This is a genomic window from Zoogloea sp. (genome assembly GCF_023150065.1).
Lineage (GTDB): Bacteria > Pseudomonadota > Gammaproteobacteria > Burkholderiales > Rhodocyclaceae > Zoogloea.
Window position 1 is genome coordinate 1 of sequence record NZ_JAKLLN010000016.1, and the last position, 16,827, is coordinate 16,827.

General features: G+C 67.8%; 19 protein-coding genes. 8 read left to right on the forward strand and 11 right to left on the reverse strand.

Translation table 11 applies throughout. From position 1 onward, the window contains the following. Positions 1-151 precede the first annotated feature (151 nt). The 6 genes from L6Q67_RS16495 to L6Q67_RS16520 form a co-directional block, all read right to left on the reverse strand. Positions 152-436, reverse strand: coding sequence for a hypothetical protein (locus tag L6Q67_RS16495; RefSeq protein ID WP_296571773.1), 285 nt, complete (start codon positions 434-436; stop codon positions 152-154). A 240-nt stretch (positions 437-676) separates the two neighbouring features. Then, positions 677-1,822: a M14-type cytosolic carboxypeptidase gene (locus L6Q67_RS16500; protein ID WP_296571777.1), complete on the reverse strand. Its 1,146-nt coding sequence runs from the start codon at positions 1,820-1,822 to the stop codon at positions 677-679. Between the two features lie 11 nt (positions 1,823-1,833). Beyond that, complete coding sequence (locus tag L6Q67_RS16505; protein ID WP_296571780.1) at positions 1,834-3,102, reverse strand: DUF445 domain-containing protein; 1,269 nt, start codon at positions 3,100-3,102, stop codon at positions 1,834-1,836. 8 nt (positions 3,103-3,110) lie between these two features. After that, complete coding sequence (gene yaaA / locus L6Q67_RS16510) at positions 3,111-3,896, reverse strand: peroxide stress protein YaaA (protein ID WP_296571783.1); 786 nt, start codon at positions 3,894-3,896, stop codon at positions 3,111-3,113. A 55-nt stretch (positions 3,897-3,951) separates the two neighbouring features. After that, complete coding sequence (locus tag L6Q67_RS16515; RefSeq protein WP_296571787.1) at positions 3,952-4,815, reverse strand: cation diffusion facilitator family transporter; 864 nt, start codon at positions 4,813-4,815, stop codon at positions 3,952-3,954. A gap of 9 nt (positions 4,816-4,824) precedes the next feature. Further along, on the reverse strand, positions 4,825-7,029 hold the full coding sequence (locus tag L6Q67_RS16520) for a bifunctional (p)ppGpp synthetase/guanosine-3',5'-bis(diphosphate) 3'-pyrophosphohydrolase (RefSeq protein WP_296571798.1): 2,205 nt from the start codon (positions 7,027-7,029) through the stop codon (positions 4,825-4,827). Positions 7,030-7,153: 124 nt separating this feature from the next. On the opposite strand from L6Q67_RS16520, the gene L6Q67_RS16525 reads away from it, so the two are divergent. The 3 genes from L6Q67_RS16525 (at position 7,154) to L6Q67_RS16535 (ending at position 9,513) form a co-directional block, all read left to right on the forward strand. Beyond that, on the forward strand, positions 7,154-7,957 hold the full coding sequence (locus L6Q67_RS16525; RefSeq protein ID WP_296571801.1) for a zinc-dependent peptidase: 804 nt from the start codon (positions 7,154-7,156) through the stop codon (positions 7,955-7,957). A 70-nt stretch (positions 7,958-8,027) separates the two neighbouring features. Next, the gene (locus L6Q67_RS16530; protein WP_296571804.1) at positions 8,028-8,468 is read left to right on the forward strand and encodes a host attachment protein; all 441 of its coding nucleotides are present in this window, start codon (positions 8,028-8,030) and stop codon (positions 8,466-8,468) included. A gap of 205 nt (positions 8,469-8,673) precedes the next feature. Beyond that, complete coding sequence (locus L6Q67_RS16535; protein ID WP_296571807.1) at positions 8,674-9,513, forward strand: PEP-CTERM sorting domain-containing protein; 840 nt, start codon at positions 8,674-8,676, stop codon at positions 9,511-9,513. A 69-nt stretch (positions 9,514-9,582) separates the two neighbouring features. Here L6Q67_RS16535 and ispF read toward each other — a convergent pair whose 3' ends face one another. After that, a complete protein-coding gene (gene ispF, locus L6Q67_RS16540; RefSeq protein ID WP_296571809.1) occupies positions 9,583-10,074 on the reverse strand; it encodes a 2-C-methyl-D-erythritol 2,4-cyclodiphosphate synthase in 492 nt (163 codons plus the stop codon). A 2-nt stretch (positions 10,075-10,076) separates the two neighbouring features. Next, entirely contained in the window at positions 10,077-10,778 is a 702-nt protein-coding gene (gene ispD / locus L6Q67_RS16545) for a 2-C-methyl-D-erythritol 4-phosphate cytidylyltransferase (protein WP_296571812.1), read from the reverse strand. A gap of 71 nt (positions 10,779-10,849) precedes the next feature. Between ispD and L6Q67_RS16550 the strand changes: the two genes are divergently transcribed. The 5 genes from L6Q67_RS16550 to L6Q67_RS16570 all read left to right on the forward strand — a co-directional run bounded on the left by L6Q67_RS16550 (position 10,850) and on the right by L6Q67_RS16570 (position 15,363). Then, positions 10,850-12,118 (forward strand): MgtC/SapB family protein, encoded by a 1,269-nt coding sequence (locus L6Q67_RS16550; RefSeq protein WP_296571815.1) that lies wholly within the window; start codon positions 10,850-10,852, stop codon positions 12,116-12,118. 48 nt (positions 12,119-12,166) lie between these two features. Next, the gene (gene amrB / locus L6Q67_RS16555; protein WP_296571817.1) at positions 12,167-12,985 is read left to right on the forward strand and encodes an AmmeMemoRadiSam system protein B; all 819 of its coding nucleotides are present in this window, start codon (positions 12,167-12,169) and stop codon (positions 12,983-12,985) included. Further along, positions 12,972-13,535, forward strand: coding sequence for an AmmeMemoRadiSam system protein A (gene amrA / locus L6Q67_RS16560; RefSeq protein ID WP_296571821.1), 564 nt, complete (start codon positions 12,972-12,974; stop codon positions 13,533-13,535). The genes amrB and amrA overlap by 14 nt, the downstream gene beginning before the upstream one ends. Before the next feature lie 4 nt (positions 13,536-13,539). Beyond that, on the forward strand, positions 13,540-14,613 hold the full coding sequence (gene amrS, locus L6Q67_RS16565) for an AmmeMemoRadiSam system radical SAM enzyme (RefSeq protein WP_296571824.1): 1,074 nt from the start codon (positions 13,540-13,542) through the stop codon (positions 14,611-14,613). Positions 14,614-14,688: 75 nt separating this feature from the next. Further along, positions 14,689-15,363 (forward strand): alpha/beta hydrolase, encoded by a 675-nt coding sequence (locus L6Q67_RS16570; protein ID WP_296571826.1) that lies wholly within the window; start codon positions 14,689-14,691, stop codon positions 15,361-15,363. A 21-nt stretch (positions 15,364-15,384) separates the two neighbouring features. On the opposite strand, the gene L6Q67_RS16575 is transcribed toward L6Q67_RS16570, so the two are convergent. From L6Q67_RS16575 to tadA, 3 genes are read right to left on the reverse strand one after another with little or no spacing between them, the layout of a single operon-like run. Beyond that, positions 15,385-15,801, reverse strand: a complete 417-nt coding sequence (locus L6Q67_RS16575) for a GNAT family N-acetyltransferase (protein WP_367171648.1) — start codon at positions 15,799-15,801, stop codon at positions 15,385-15,387. A gap of 32 nt (positions 15,802-15,833) precedes the next feature. Next, positions 15,834-16,313: a L,D-transpeptidase gene (locus L6Q67_RS16580; protein ID WP_296571833.1), complete on the reverse strand. Its 480-nt coding sequence runs from the start codon at positions 16,311-16,313 to the stop codon at positions 15,834-15,836. Positions 16,314-16,318: 5 nt separating this feature from the next. Then, positions 16,319-16,804 carry a tRNA adenosine(34) deaminase TadA gene (gene tadA, locus L6Q67_RS16585; RefSeq protein WP_296571835.1) on the reverse strand — a complete coding sequence of 162 codons (486 nt, stop codon included), beginning with the start codon at positions 16,802-16,804 and terminating at the stop codon, positions 16,319-16,321. Between the last annotated feature and the right edge of the window lie 23 nt (positions 16,805-16,827).

The following is a 16,827-nucleotide window of genomic DNA, read 5'->3' on the forward strand; positions in this document are numbered from 1 at the left end:
TTCACTTCGTTCGCTGTGATCAACTTACGGCGGGACTTCCACCCGCAGGAGGGCGCCCATGCTGGGCGCACAAAGAAAAGCCCTTCCTCCGCGGGGAGAAAGGGCTGGATCAATCATGCACCGGAGCTTCCCGCCGGTACCCGGGGAGCGATCAGCGATCAGCGGTGAGCTGGGCGATGAAAGCCGCTTCCTTTTCAGCCGGGAAAGCATGTTCGGCCATCACGCGCTGCACTGCGCGGGGGTCGCTGCCTTCGCCATTCACGTGAAACTCGATACCGATCGTACGACCATTGGCGGCCAGGGTCATGAAGGCACTGCGCCAGCGCTGGGACTCGGCCAGACGTTCGCGGACTTCGCTTTCATTGCGGATGACAACGCCCGCGGCCTTGAGGGAATCCAGAAACTCTGCGTAGGACTCGTTGCAATAACTGCCCATCGACTTCTCCTGTTAAAACCGGCGATTTCGCGCCTGTGTGTCCTTAACGCAAACGTCAGCTGGCGGGATGACACGATTTCAAAGTTTTTTTCGGTTCCTTGAAATCGCGTTCCACCGAGCCGCCTGCTCGCATCGAACACACGCAATGCACTGCAACAGGCGCCAGGAACTGGCGGGATAACGGATGAGCGCCGCAGTTCTTGATATGTGCATCACACCCTCAGGTGAAAAACCGCACAGTCACCGGTCCAGCAGGTGGCCCAGGATGGGGTTGAGCATCGCCTCACCCAGACGCTTGCTGCGCTCGCCGTTCCAGCCGACCAGACCATCCGGCAGATTGGCGTTGTCCTTGAAGGGCATCTCCAGGGTCAGGGACACACAGCCGAAGCGGTGGGCCACCCACTTGGAGGCCAGGGTCAGGAGCTCATCGCGGAAGCGCCCGGTCTGGTAGCCCTGCTCGGTCTGGAGATCCGGGCTGGCGCCCAGCAGGCTGTCGACAAAGCGGGCCTGACGCACCTGCTGGGTCGGCGTGAAGCCGGGCACCTCTTCGGCGGTGGAGAAGAACACGTAGGGCAAGGCCTCGTCCCCGTGGATGTCGAGAAAGAGCGCGACGCCGCTGGCTTCCATGGCGTCACGCACCAGCAATACCTCGGGGCTGGTGTCGGGGCTGGGCTCGCGCCACTCCCGGTTGAGGTTGGCACCGGCGGCATTGGTGCGCAGGTTGCCGCGGATGGCCCCGTCGGGGTTCATGTTGGGAACGATGTAGAGCACGGCCTTCTCGCGGATGCGCCGGGCCACCGGGTCGGCGCCGTCGAGCAGGCGCTCGAGCAGCCCCTCGACGAACCACTCGGCCATGCTCTCGCCCGGATGCTGGCGGGCGATGATCCACACCGGCGCCTTGCCCGGCCCGGGCCGCCCGACGGTGACGAGATCCAGGTCGCGCCCTTCCACGGTGGCGCCCAGGTTGCTCACCGAGGCAAAGGGAGACATCTCGACCCGCCCGAGCAGGTCAAGATGGCGCTCGTGGGAGTACGGCTCGAAATAGGCGTAATAGATGCTGTTGCGCTCGGGGGTGTGCTCGACGATGAGCTGGCCGTTTTCATAGCGGGTACCTCGGATGCGGAACCAGTTGCGCCGGTCGTAGGACGCCACGCAGCGGTAGTCGGGCCAGCCGTCCGGGTAGGCCGCCTCGGCGGCGTTCTCGAAGACCAGCCTCACCGGCTGGCCGGCGGCCCCATGCAGGCGGAAGTGGAACCACTGTCGGAAGGCGGCGTCGCCGTGAATACCCTGATCGGCGCGAATGCGCAGGCGGATGTCGTCGGCCCGGGCCAGGGACAGCACCTCGATGGCGCCGGAGTCGAAATTGCTGCTGATGCGAAGGGTCATTTGAGCGTGCTTCAGGCTGCGTACTGGGTCAGGGCGTAGAGGGCGAGGCCGATGAGGCCGCCCACGAAGGTGCCGTTGAGGCGGATGAACTGCAGGTCGCGGCCGACGCTGACCTCCACCTCGCGCACCAGGTCCTCGTCCTTCCAGGCCTTCATGGTGGCAGCGATGTGATGGGCCAGGCCATCGCGGAGTTCGGGCGCCAGGCTCTCGACCGTGCGCTCCAGGTGTTCGTTGAAGGACTCGCGCAGGGACGGGTTGTCGGCGAGGGCGGCCCCGAGGGCGGCGGCGGCCGAGGCCAGATGGCGGCGCGCCCGGGAATCGGGGCGCTGCATGTCCCGGGTCAGCCAGGCCCGCAGATCGTCCCATAGCTCACGCAGGCTGGCGCCCACCGCCGGGTGGGCCAGGAACTCGCGCTTGGCCTGATCGACCCGGGTACGGAAGACCTGGTCGTCGCCCAGCCGTCCGATGTAGGCAGCGATCAGCTCGTCGAAGGCCTGGCGCCGGGGGTGGGCCGGGTCGCGGGCGACCTCGTCGAGCAGGCCGTGCACACCGGTCAGGATGCCCGCGGAGACCCGCTCGCCGAGCTCGGCGGGGTTGATGCCGACGAGCCCCAGGGTGGCCACCACCTTGGGGTACTCGTGCCCGGCCACATCCACGATCATCCGCGCAAAGCCCTGGCGCACGGCGGGGTCGTCCAGCCAGTGGGCCAGCCGGGCCAGCCCCTCGTCCAGCAGGGCCTGGTGCCGGCCCTGCTCGGTGAGCAGGGCGAGCAGCCGGCCGAGTCCATCGGCCATGTCCAGGCTGCCAGCCCGCCGCCGCAGGGCGTGCAGGAAGAGACGGCGGACCCGCGGGTCGTCCATGAAGTCCACCGACTCCGCCAGCACCACCACCAGCCGCCCGGCCAGCAGGTCGCCGTTGCCGGGGGTGCGCAGCCAGGCGGCCACACGGTCGGCAGGCTGGGCCGCGCGCAGGCGCGCCACCAGGGAAGCGGTATCGAGAAAGCGGTCGCGGATGAACTCGGCCAGGTTGTCGGCCAGCCGCGCCTTGTTGCGGGGCAGGATGGCGGTGTGGGGCACCGGCACGCCGAGGGGGTGGCGGAACAGGGCCACCACCGCAAACCAGTCGGCCAGGGCGCCGATCAGGGCTGCCTCGGCAAACGCTCCGACCCAGCTCCAGCCCTGGAGCCGCGCCACCACGAGCAGCACCGCCACCCCCACCAGGGCGCCGGTGGCCAGTCGCTTCATGCGGGCGAGGCCCGCAATCTTGTCCGGATGTGCCACGGGCCGCCTCAATCCTGACGGCGCCGGAACACCCAGCGGGCGTCGTCCGAGGCCTCGGGGGCGAAGGCATAACCGTCCTCCGCAAAGCCTTTCAGCTGCTCGACGTCCTGCAGCCGCCCGGTGATGGCGTGGCGGGCCATCAGGCCCCTGGCCCGCTTGGCGTAGAAGCTGATGATCTTGTAGCGGCCGCCCTTCCAGTCCTCAAAGCCCACATTGAGGAGGCGACCCTTGAGCCTGGCCGGCTTGACCGACTTGAAGTACTCCTCGGAAGCCAGATTGACCAGCACCGGCTCCCGCCCGGCATCCTCCTCGGCGGTGAGCAGGCGGTTGAGGGCCTCCGTCTGGGTCATGCCCCAGAAGGCGTACAGATCCTTGCCCCGCGGGTTGGCAAAGCGGGTGCCCATCTCCAGCCGGTAGGGCTGCATCAGGTCGAGGGGCTTGAGGAGGCCATACAGACCGGACAGGATGCGCAGGTGGGCCTGGGCATAGTCGAGGTCGGCCTCGGACAGGCTGCGGGCGTCGAGGCCGTCATAGACATCGCCGTTGAAGGCCAGCACCGCCGGGCGGGCATTGGCGGGCGTGAAGGGCTGGGACCACTCGGCATAACGAGCCAGATTGAGGGCCGCCAGGGTGTCGGACAGGTCCATCAGGCGCGCCACCTCGGCGTGGGACAGCTCGCGCAGGCCGGCGATCAGCTCGGCCGCATCGTCAAGGTATTCGGGGTCGGTGAAGCGGGAGCTTGCCAGGGGCGACTCGTAGTCGAGGGCCTTGGCCGGGGACAACACGAAAATCATCGAAACAGTCCGGAAGATCGGGAGACGCCCAATCTTATCAAACCGGCGCCCCTCTTCAGGGCAGGGGCTCGAGATGGGTGCTGACTTCCAGGCCCGGAATGGCCGACTCCAGCTCGGCCTCGATCTCATCCAGCAGATCATGCCCCTGGCGCACCGACCAGTCACCGGGCACCAGCACCACCACCTGCAGGAAGGACGACGCGCCCGCCCGGCGGGTGCGCAGCCCCCGGTAGCGCACGCCCCGCGCCTGGTAGGCGTCGAGCACCCCCTGCACCCGGGCCACGCTGTCGGCATCGAGGCTGCGGTCCATCAGCCCATCCACCGACTCCCGCAGCAGGCCCACGGCCTCCCAGGTGATGTGCAGGCCCACCGCGATGGCAATAAGCGCATCCAGGCGCAGCCACCCGGTCCAGGCCACCAGGGCCACACCGGCGATCACCCCCAGGGAGGTCCACACGTCGGTCATGAGATGCCGGGAGTCGGCCCGCAGGGCGATGGAGTTGAGCCGCTCGCCGGCCTTGCCGAGCACGCGGGCCACCACGAAGTTGATGGCCGTGGCCGCCGCCGACCAGGCCAGGCCCCAGCCGGGTGACTCGATGGGGCGCGGGTCCATCAGCCGTTCGCCGGCGGTCCAGATGATGGCCACTGCGGCCCCCAGGATGAGGAAGCCCTCGAAGCCGCTGGAAAAATACTCCGCCTTGCCGTGGCCGTAGGGGTGATTGCCGTCGGGCGGGTCACGGGTGATGAGGATCATCCACAGCGCGAAACCCGCCCCCGCCAGATTGACGAAGGACTCCAGCGCGTCGGACAACAGCCCCACGGACCCGGTGATGGACCAGGCCAGGGTCTTGAGGGAGATGGTCGCTAGGGCTGCCGCGATGGACAGCCAGGCATAGTGGTGCCGGTCGAGGGTGGGCACGCCGGGACCTCAGCCGCGCTCGACGTCGGTGACGCCCTTGACCTCGCGAATCAAGGTCAGGGCGCGCTGGATCTGATGCACGCCCTGCACCTCGAGGGTGAAGCGCATGCGCGCCGCCCCCTTGCGGCTCAGGGTATTGACGGCGATCACGTTGAGCTTTTCCCGGGACAGCACTTCGGAGATGTCGCGCAGCAGGCCCTGACGGTCCATGGCGTGGACCAGCACGTCCACCGGGAAGACTGCCTCCTTGGGGCTGGCCGCCCCACCCCACTGGGCACTGATGAGCCGCTCGGGGTGGGAGCGGACGAGCTGCTGGAAATCACGGCACTCGACCCGATGGATAGACACGCCGCGCCCCCGGGTGACGTAACCCTGGATCGCGTCCGGCGGCGCTGGCTTGCAGCAGCGGCCGAGGGAGGTCATGAGCTTGCCGACGCCGACGATCAGGATGGTGTCGCCGGCATCGCCCGAGTGGCTCTGGCCCAGCACCACCTCGGGTATTTCCTGGGATTCGTCGCCTGCGTCGGCACCGCGCAGGGCCACCTGGATGGCCCGGGGGCCCACCTCGCCACGACCGGCGGCGATGAACAGGGCATCCGGCCCCTTGAAGCCCAGGCGCGTGGCCAGATCGTCGAGATTGACCTGACCGTGGCCTTCACGCTGGATCTCGCGGGTGAGCACGCTGCGCCCGCGCACCAGCAGCTCCTCTTCCTCGAGGGCGCTGAAATACTGCTTGATCTTCTGCCGGCCCCGGGTCGTGACCACGTAGTTCTGGTGGGGGTTGAGCCAGTCCCGGGACGGCCCGCCCTCCTTGGTGGACATGATCTCCACCGTCTGCCCGCTTTCCAGGGGGGTGTTGAGGGTCACCAGCTGGCCATTGACCTTGGCGCCCCGGCAACGGTGCCCCAGGTCGGTGTGCACCCGGTAGGCGAAATCGATGGGGGTGGCACCCCGGGGCAGGTCGATCACCCGCCCCTGGGGGGTGAGCACGTAGATGGTGTCGTCCAGCGACGCCCGCTTGAACTGCTCCAGCCAGTCGGCCGAATCGGTCACCTCGTCGCGCCAGGAAAGCAGGCTGCGCAGGAGGGCGATCTTCTCGTCGTAGTCGCCGCTGGAGGGGCCGCTGCCTTCCTTGTAGCGCCAGTGGGCAGCCACGCCCAGCTCGGCGTGGTTGTGCATGTCGTAGGTGCGGATCTGCACCTCAAGGGCCCGGCCGTCACCGGCATACACGGCGGTATGCAGGGACTGGTAGTTGTTGCCCTTGGGCATGGAGATGTAGTCGTCGAACTCCTTGGGGATGGGTGTCCAGATCTGGTGCACGATGCCCAGCACCGCGTAGCAGTCCTTCACCTCCTTCACCAGCACCCGCAGCGCGCGCACATCGTAGATCTGCGAGAAGTCGAGCCGCTTGGCGCGCATCTTGTTGTAGATGCTGTAGATGTGCTTGGGCCGGCCATACACCTCAGCCACGACGCCGATGGATTCCACCTCGTTCTTCAGGCGCGCCACCGCGTCGACGATGAACTGCTCCCGCTCCACCCGGCGCTCGTCGAGCATGCGGGCGATGCGCTTGTAGGTGTCGGGCTCGAGGAAGCGGAAGGACAGGTCCTCGAGCTCCCACTTCAGCTGCCAGATGCCCAGCCGGTTGGCCAGGGGGGCGTAGATGTCCAGGCTCTCCCGGGCGATGGACTCGCGGGTGCGGCCGGGGTGATCGGTGAAGTAGCGCAGGGTCTGGGTGCGCGAGGCGACCCGCAGCAGCACCACGCGGATGTCCTCCACCATGGCCAGCAGCATCTTGCGCAGCACCTCGCTCTGGGCACGGATCTCGGGCGCGCTGGCGGTGGTGGTCATGCGGGTGATCACGCGCAGGCCGTTGAGGCGGCGCAGACCGTCCACCAGGCGCGCAACGCCCTCGCCGTAGCGGGTGGCGATCTCCTCGTTGGGGTGGTCGAGCACGTCGCCCACCGCAAAGCACAGGGCCGCAATGCGCGTGTCGGCATCGAGGCGCAGGGACGCCGCGATCAGCGCCGTGCCCAGGGCGTGCTGCCACACCTGCTCCTGAGTGCCGAGGGTGCGGCTGTCATAGATGGGCTGAATCCAGGCGAGTGCATCACTCACACGGCGGGCATCGTCGGGCAGCAGGCCCTCGCACAGCAGTTCGGCTGACGAGAGCGCGGATACGGACTGGGATATCGAATGAGTAACGGCGACCATGCCGGCATTATCCTATAGGCTGAGCAGTGAAAGTTTGATCTTGATCGCCCTGCCGGTAATGTCAGGCGCGCCATTCCGACCCCACGCCGGCCATTTCGGTTTCATCGACACTTCACCCGAACCCATGTTTTCCGCCTTTCGCCGCTGGCGTCGCCAGCGCGCCGCAGACCGCCACACGATAGCGCCCGAACAGTGGAGCGCCGTCGAGGGCAGCCTGCCCTTTCTCGACTACCTGCCTCCCGAAGATCGACCGCGCCTGCGCCGCATGGCCCTGGAGTTCCTCGCCGACAAGCAGGTGCATGGGGCCGAAGGTGTGGTGATCACCGACACCCTCCTCCTCTCCATCGCCCTGCAGGCCTGCCTGCCAGTGCTCAACATCGGGCTGGACGCCTACGCCGACTGGGTAGGCATCATCGTGTATCCGGGTGACTTCGTGATCCCCCGCAGCATCACCGACGAAGACGGTGTGGTGCACGAATACGACGACGAGGTGCTTGGCGAGGCCTGGGAAGGGGGCCCGGTGCTGGTGTCGTGGTTCGAGGGCGAGAACCCTTTCGACGGCATCAACGTGGTGATCCACGAGTTCGCCCACAAGCTCGACATGGGCAACGGCGAGGTGGACGGCTACCCGCGGCTCCCGCCGCATCTCTCCGCCCGCGACTGGGCCCGGGCCTTCCAGCCTGCCTACGACGATTTCTGCGAGCGGGTGGACCGGGGCGAGGACACCGCCCTCGACCCTTACGGCGCCGAGCATCCGGGGGAGTTCTTTGCGGTGATGAGCGAGGCGTTTTTTGAAACCCCCGGCCTTCTCAAAGCCGAATACCCCGCCGTGTACGAGCAGCTCTCCCGCTACTTCGGACAGGACCCGGCCCTGCGCGAAGCCCAGCTTGGGCACCCCTCCCCCGGATCATCAGCAGGCTCTCTTTGATTTGCCCGACAGCGCTGTCTACATTGCTTAGGCCGCTCCGGCATTCATGACAGAAAGTGGAGAGCAATTCATGGCCATCACCTGGATTCTTGTCGCCAACGCGAGTCTTGCCCGTCTGTACGCCAACCTCGGGCCCAATAAGGGCCTGCAGCTGGTAAAGGAGATCATTCACCCCGAAAGCCGCATGAAAAATGCCGACCTGGCCTCCGACCGGGCCGGGCAGATGCAGGCCGCAGGCAGCGGCCACGGAGCCCGGGAGCAACCCACCCCGCCCAAACAGAACGCCGCCCGCAGCTTTGCCCAGAGACTGGCCAAGGAGCTCTACATCGGCCGCAGCCGCAACCAGTTCGGCCGCGCCATCCTCATCGCCCCGCCGGCCTTCATGGGCATGCTCAACGCCACCCTGGACCGCCCGACCGCCCAGCTGGTCACCGACCGCTTCGAAAAGGACTACACCAAGTCCCCCGAGCCCGCCCTGTGCGGGCGCCTGGAGCAGTGCCTGTTCGTCTGACCTCCCTGCGGCACCCCTGCGCCCATCCGCCGCACTGACGGCGTAGACCGGCCCGAGGGGTACGCCGCACTTGCAGGCAGCTGTGACCAGGGTCGCAACTGCCTGCTCTTTTGCCCTTACCCACCCACCATCCGTGAGGAAGTACCGGCGCCCGACGGCCCCGGGCTTCTATTCTCGCCACCATTCCATCCAGATTGGTGTGCCCATGAAAACAACATCCCTCGCCAGCTTCGCCCTTGCCTTCGCCACCGCGGCCATCGCCCTCCCCGCCCATGCCGATCCGCTGACCATCGACGGCAACTTTGCCGACTGGGGTGTGAAGAACAACGGCACGCTGGCAGGATGGACGCCGAACAATGGCGTGCTGTTCACCGTGGAAGACCAGAGCAACGCCAACGGCGGCTACCTCAGCCCTGGCTGGGGCGGCCAGGCCTACGACGCCGAAGCCATGTACCTCACCTGGTACACGAAAGCCGACGGCCAGACCTACCTTGCCCTCGGCCTGATCACCGGCCATGACCCCAACACCCCTACCGGCGGCAACAGCTACGGCCGCGGCGACTTCGCCATCGACTTCGGGCGTGATGGCAGCTTCGAGTTCGGCGTACTCACCGCCAACCGCAGCAGCACCCTGCTGCAGGGCGACGTGGTGAGCACCACCAACGCCGACTGGGCCACCGGCCTGTGGAGCGCCCCCGGCGTGTATGACCCCGCCCACTCCCCCTACGTCACCAAGGTAAACACCGGCACCGATGTGGGCAATGCCAGCATGGCCATCTCCAACAGCTTCGGCAACATGGGCACCCTGGGCGGCAACCACTGGTTCTACGAGGTGGAGATCCCGGTGTCGGCCTTCGGCAACCACTGGGTCGGCAGCACCCCCTCCGAGAGCTTCGACGTGCAATGGACCATGCTCTGCGCCAACGACATCATCATTCTCGATCCGCCCGCCGCGACGGTGTCCGAGCCGGCCTCCCTGGCCCTGGCGCTGGGTGCCTTCGGCCTCGCCGGGGTCGCCCGCAGGCGCAGGCCCGTGGGTCGGTAAGCAGAAACGACGAAGCCGGCAGTTGCCGGCTTCGTCACATTGCGATCAGGCCTTCTGCAGCCGCAGCCCTCAAGACTCCGCCCGCGCCATCAGCGCCACCGCCTGGGCGGCGATGCCCTCGCCGCGGCCGGTGAAGCCCAGCTTCTCGGTGGTCTTGCCCTTGATATTGACGGCGGCCGGATCAACGCCCAGGTCGGCCGCGATGTTGGCCACCATGGCCGGCACGTGGGGCAGGATGCGCGGCGCACGGGCAATCACCGTGGCGTCCACGTTCACCGTCACCCAGCCGGCGGCCCGGGCGGCGGCGGCGGCCTCACGCAGCAAGACCCGGGAGTCGGCGCCTTCGAAACGCGGATCGGTATCCGGAAAATGCCGGCCGATGTCACCCAACCCGGCCGCACCGAGCACGGCATCGGTGATGGTGTGGAGCAGCACATCGGCGTCGGAATGCCCGAGCAGGCCCTTGGCAAAGGGAATCGTCACCCCGCCGACAATCAGCGGACGGCCGGGAACCAGGGCATGGACATCAAAACCCTGGCCGATACGAAACGGAACGTGCATCTTCAAGCCTCGCGGTGCTGGAGAATCCACTCGGCCAGGTGCAGGTCGAGAGGGAAAGTGACTTTCAGGTTGGTGGGATCGCCGCGCACCAGTCGCGGGCGCAGGCCCATGGCCTCGATGGCGCTGGCTTCGTCGGTGACCTGACGGGCGGTTTCCAGGGCCCGCTTGAGCATCACGTAGCGGAACATCTGCGGCGTCTGGGCTTGCCACAGCCCCTCGCGGGGCACGGTACCGGCGATGTGGTGGGTGCTGTCCTCGCGCTTCAGGGTGTCGGCCACCGGCACCGCCAGAATGCCGCCCACCTCGTCATGCATCAGCTCGCGCACCAGCCCCTCGATATGCCAGGGCGCCAGGCACGGCCGGGCGGCGTCATGGACCAGGATCCAGTCGCCCTCCGAGGTGTCATCAGCAATGGCCCGCAGGCCGTTGAGCACGCTGTCGGCGCGGGAGGCTCCGCCGCAGAACAGGGGCACCAGGCGATCGCCGAACGAAGACCAGTCATGGCGGTCCCATTCCTGGTCGCCGACCGAGAGCACCACATAGACGCGGTCGATCACCGGTGACTCGCACAGAACAGCGAGGGTATGGCGAATCAGGGGTTCGCCGAGAAGGGAAAGATATTGTTTGGGTTGCTCGCTGCGCATCCGGCTGCCGCTCCCGGCGGCGGGCACAATGGCGAAACAACGGGTGGTTGAGGTTCGCATCGCGCAATTCTACTCAATGTCCCCCCGCCTTCTGCCGCTGATTGTGTATCCCTGCCCCTGGAAAACACCCCATGCTCTTCTCGCTGCCCTTTGAACCCCGCCAGCTGGAAGCCCTCGCCCTGGCCACCGCCATCGGCCTTCTCATGGGCCTGGAACGGGAGCGCCGCCCCAACGCCCGGGCCGGCGTGCGCACCTTCGGCCTCACCGGGCTGCTCGGCGCCATCGCCGCGCTGCTGACCGAACAGCTGGCCACCCCGGCCCTGCTGATCGCCGGTTTTGCCCTGGTGGCGCTGATGATCATCGCTGCCAACTTCCGCCAGCCCGAACCCGACGACCCCGGCACCACCTCGGTGATTGCCCTGCTGGTGTGCTACACCCTGGGCGCCATGGTGTGGCTGGGCCACGGCCGGCTGGCCGTGATGGCGGCAGTGGGGTCCACCTTGCTGCTCTATTTCAAGTCCGAGCTGCGCGGTGTGGCATCGCGCCTGACGCCCCAGGACTGGCGCTCCATCCTGCAGTTCTCGGTGCTGTCGCTGATCGTGCTGCCCATCCTGCCCAACCGGGGCTTCGGCCCCTACGAGGCGGTCAATCCCCATCAGGTGTGGCTGATGATCGTGCTCATCTCGGGGGTCAGCCTGGCCGGCTACATGGCCCTGCGTCTGGTCGGAGCCCGCTATGGGGCGCCCCTGCTGGGGCTGCTCGGCGGGCTGGTGTCGAGCACGGCGACGACCATGGTGTTTGCGCGCCATGCCCGCGAGAACCCGGCCATGACCACCACGGCCAGCCTGGTGATTCTCCTCGCCAACCTGATCATGGTGGTACGCATCCTGGCCATCGCCGGTGCACTGTCGGCGCCGGTGGTGCCCCTGCTGGCCACCGGCTGCGCCCTGGCCGTGCTGCTCGGGGCCATCATGCTCGGCCGCGACTGGCGCCAGCTGGCCAGCAAGGACGCCCTGCCCATCCCCGAAACCCGCAACCCGACCGAACTCCGCGCCGCCATCGGCTTCGGCCTGCTTTACGCCGCCGTGCTCCTGTGTGCGGCCTGGCTGTCGGACATCGCCGGGCGCGGCGGCCTCTACCTGCTGGCGCTGGCCTCCGGCCTGACCGACGTGGACGCCATCACCCTGTCCACCCTGCGCCTGCACACGGTGGGCAAGGTGGAGACACTGCCTGCCGCCGTCGCCATCCTGCTGGCCATGCTCGCCAACCTGGCGTTCAAGTCGGGGCTGGCCTTCACTCTGGGCGGCGGCGCCCTCGGCCGGCATGTGCTCGGCGGCATGCTCGCGGTGGGCATCGGCCTGGGCGGCGGCATCGCATGGCTGTTGCACTCCTCCCTATAATGGAGATCAGGGGGTGTCCCCGTTTCGACAAAAGGATCGAAGGAAACCATGGCTCACGCGTCCCAACGCCTGCCGGCTGTCGCCGGGCTGTTCTACCCGGCGGATTCCCACAGCCTCCATGCCCAGGTGGCCGGCTTTCTGTCGGCGGCAATGCCGGCCGAGGTGGTCGATGCGCCCAAGGCCCTGGTCGTGCCCCACGCCGGCTATATCTACTCGGGGGCCGTGGCCGCCTGTGCTTACGCCGAGCTCACCCAGCGCCGCGAGAGCATCCGGCGGGTGCTGATCCTGTGCCCCACCCACCGGGTCGCCGTTCGCGGCATGGCCCTCCCCGCCGCCCAGACCTTCATCACCCCCCTCGGCGCCGTGGCCGTGGACCGGGAGGCCTGGCTGCGGGCGCGGGAGATGCCCGGCGTCATCGTCGATGACCGCCCCCATGCCGACGAACACGGCATTGAAGTGCAGCTGCCCTTCCTGCAGAGCACCCTCCACCACTTCGAGATCCTGCCCCTCGCCGTCGGCCAGGTGGACGCCCACCTGGTCGCCAACCTGCTCGAAGCCCTGTGGGGCGGCCCCGAGACCCTCATCGTGATCAGCTCCGACCTGTCCCACTACCACCCCTATCGACAGGCCCAGTGGCGCGACAAGGCCACCGTCGCCCAGATCCGCCAACTGGACGCCACCCTGGACGGCGAACAGGCCTGTGGCGCCACCGCCATCAACGGCCTGCTGCTGGCCGCCCCCCGTCACCAGCTGGCTCCCCATGTGCTCGACCTGCGCAACTCCGGCGATACCGCCGGTGACCGCGACCGTGTTGTGGGCTACGCCGCCATCGCCTTTGCCGAGAATATCGACCATGCCCGCCACTGATGCCCTGGGGCTGGCCCTGCTGGCCCAGGCCCGCCACGCCATTGCCACCGCACTCGAACAGCCTGCCGAGACCGCCGCCGAAAACCCGCAGCTCTCCGAGCGGGGCGCCTGCTTTGTCACCCTGACCCTCGACGGCGCCCTGCGCGGCTGCATCGGCAGCCTCAACGCCCATCGCCCCCTGGGCGAGGACGTCCGCGAAAACGCCGTTGCCGCCGCCCTGCGTGACCCCCGCTTCCCGCCCCTGGATGCGGCCGAGTTCCAGCGTGTCGAGGTGGAAGTCTCCCTGCTCGGGGAGCCCGAGTTCATCGACTTCCATGACGAGGCCGACGCCCTCAGCCAGCTCGTGCCGGGCCGGGACGGCGTGATCTTCTTCAACGGCTGTCAGAAAGCCACTTTCCTTCCCCAGGTGTGGGAGCAGTTGCCCGACCGGCGCAGCTTCATGGCCGCCCTCAAGCAGAAGGCCCGCCTGCCCGCCGACTTCTGGGGCCCCAACGTCATGCTGGCACGCTACCAGGTGCGCAAATGGAAAGAGGCGCCACACGGGAGCTGACAGCATGGACGCCCACCCCGCCCGCTACTGGCATCTCCTCGACGACGGCCGCCTGCAGTGCGACCTGTGCCCGCGGGACTGCCGCCTCCACGAGGGCCAGCGGGGTGCCTGCTTCGTGCGTCAGCGGGTCGGCGCCGGGATGGTGCTGACGACCTACGGGCGCAGCTCGGGCTTCTGCATCGACCCCATCGAGAAGAAGCCTCTCAACCACTTCCACCCGGGCAGCAGCGTGCTCTCTTTCGGCACGGCGGGCTGCAACCTGGCCTGCAAGTTCTGCCAGAACTGGGACATCTCCAAGAGCCGCAGCATGGACCGGCTGATGGATGCGGCCGCGCCCGGCGAGATCGCCGCAGCCGCCGCCCGCCACGGCTGCCACAGCGTAGCCTACACCTACAACGACCCGGTGATCTTCGCCGAATACGCCATCGACACCGCCCTGGCCTGCCGGGCGCTGGGCATCGCCAGCGTGGCCGTCACCGCCGGCTACATCCACCCGGCACCGCGCCGGGACTTCTACGCGGTGATGGATGCCGCCAACGTCGATCTGAAAGCCTTCACCGAGGATTTCTACGTGCATCAGACCGGCGCCCACCTCGCCCCGGTTCTCGACACCCTGCTCTATCTCCACCACGAAACACAGGTGTGGCTGGAGATCACCACCCTGCTGATCCCCGGCCTCAACGACAGCGACGCCGAGCTTGCCGCCCTGTCCCGCTGGATCTGCGACGAACTGGGCCCGGATGTGCCCCTGCATTTCACCGCCTTCCATCCGGACTACAAGCTCGACACCCTGCCGCCCACCCCACCCGCCACCCTCACCCGGGCGCGGCAGATCGCCCGGGCCGCCGGGCTGCATTACGTATATACCGGCAACGTGCGCGACCTTAAAGGCGGCTGCACCCGCTGCCCCTCTTGCGACAGCCTGCTGATCGAACGGGACGGGTACCGGATCCTCGCCTACCGGCTGGATGCCAGCGGCGCATGCCCCGGCTGCGGCCACCGGCTGGCCGGACGTTTCGGCAAATTCGCCACGCCGTTCGGGGCACGCCGTGTTCCAGTGCACATCGGCGGCCACTAGGCCTCTGCGCAGCCTTGCCGCGCCCGGCGGTGCATGCGATTGTGAACGGCAGAGTACCGCCCGACTCCTTCGATCATGATGAAACTGCGCCACAGCGCCCTCAGCATTGCCGCCGGCCCCGTCTGGCTGGAAGCCCTCCTCGCCCATTCCCCCGACGCCGCAGGCCTGGTCCTGATTGCCCAGAACGCCGTCGGAAACCACCGCGACTCCCGGGAAGCACACTTCGCCCGGCGCCTCCAGGAATCCGGCTTCGCCACCCTGCTCTTCGACCTGCTCAACCACTACGAAGAGTCCCGCGACCCGGACACCCGCTTCAACACGCCCCTGCTCGGCCAGCGCATCCGCGCCGTCTTCGAATGGTTGCGCCACCAGCCGCCCCTCACCACCCTGCCGGTGGGGCTGGTGGCCAGCGGCACGGGCTGCGGTGCCGCCATCCGCGCCCTGGCCCATGAACCGGATGCCGTCAGCGCCCTGGTGTGCCGGGGCGGCCGCCCCGGGCTGGCCGGCATCACCCCCCTGCGCCAGGTGGCCTGCCCGACCCGACAGATCGTCGGTGAACGCGACGAGGGGCTACCCAATATCCGCCAGGCCTACGATCTGCTGACCTGCCCCAAGGACTGGCGCAGCGTTGCGGGCACCGACGACTTTTTCCGTGAGCCCGGCGCCCTGGACGATGCCGCCACCCAGACCGCCGACTGGTTCCACCACCACCTCATCCGCAGCACGCCGGCCCCCGAACCAGGCGCCTGAAAGCCGCCCGGGCAACACCGCTCAACCCGCTGCCAGGCGCCGCTCCATGGCCTGATGGGGCAGCCCCGCCTCCTCGTACTCCGGCCCCACCGGCTCAAAGCCGAAACGGGCATAGAAACCCAGCGCGTGGGTCTGGGCACTGAGGGCCAGCACCGGCAGGCCGCGGCTCAGCGCCTCATCAATGAGGGCGCCCAGCAAGGCCGCGCCCACCCCGTGACCACGCCACCCGGCGTCCACGGCCATGCGACCGATATGGCCGTCCGGCAGCAGACGCCCGGTACCCACGGCCTGCTCGCCCACCAGCGCCAGGGCATGACAGGACAGCGGGTCGAACTCATCGAGTTCCATCTCCACCGGCACCCCCTGCTCGTCCACGAAAACCCGGAAACGGATCGGCGCGGCACGCTCGGCAAGCTCGGGCCACGTCCCCAGCACGATACGGACGGCCTCGGCGCCAGCCCCGGTGCCGCTCACGCCTCGATCTCCACGACCGTCCCCGCCGGCACCAGGTCGAAGAGTTCGGCCACATCACGGTTGCGCATGCGCACACAGCCAATCGACAGGGGAACGCCCATGGGCTCCGTGTCCGGTGTACCGTGGATGTAGATATAGCGCTGCATGCTGTCCACCGACCCGAGACGATTGCGCCCGGGCTCGGTGCCCGACAGCCACAGGATGCGGGTCAGGATCCAGTCCCGCTCCGGGGCACTGGCGGCAAGCGCCGGCGACCACAGCTCTCCGGTGGGCCGACGCCCCCGGAAGGCCGCCCCCAGCGGCGCCCCCGCCCCAATCCGCGCCCGGACGATATGGCGCCCGCGGGGCGTGCGGTAACTGCCCTTCTCCTCGCCCGCACCGTTGCGGGCAGTGGACACACGGTAGCAGCGCAGGCAGGCGCCGTCGTCCCCGAAGAGCCGCAGTGTCTGGCTGGGAATGTGGATACGGATGTACACGAGGTTCAGACTCCCACCGCCCGTTTGCGGCGGGCAGCAAAAAAATCAGACAAAATTCCACCGCACTCCCCCGCCATCAGGCCTCCCTCGACCCGGGCGTGATGATTTAGGCGTGTTTCGGCAAAAAGATCGATTACGCTACCGGCAACCCCCGTTTTGGGGTCACTGGCACCAAAAACAACCCGGCCGATACGTGCGTGCATGATTGCGCCGGAGCACATGGCGCAGGGCTCAAGGGTGACGTACAGCGTACAGCCGGGAAGGCGGTAGTTACCGAGGACTTCAGCGGCACTGCGCAAGGCCATGACTTCGGCATGGGCTGTGGGATCATGTCGGAGAATGGGCTGATTGAAGCCGCGGCCAACGACAATGCCATCGGCAGAGACCACCAGGGCACCGACGGGCACTTCGCCGCAGCGGCCTGCCTCGTGGGCAAGCTCTATGGCCGCCCGCATGAAGAGTGCATCCTGGTCAGGGCTCGGAAGATTCATGGTGATTTTCGGATTGTTGTTTC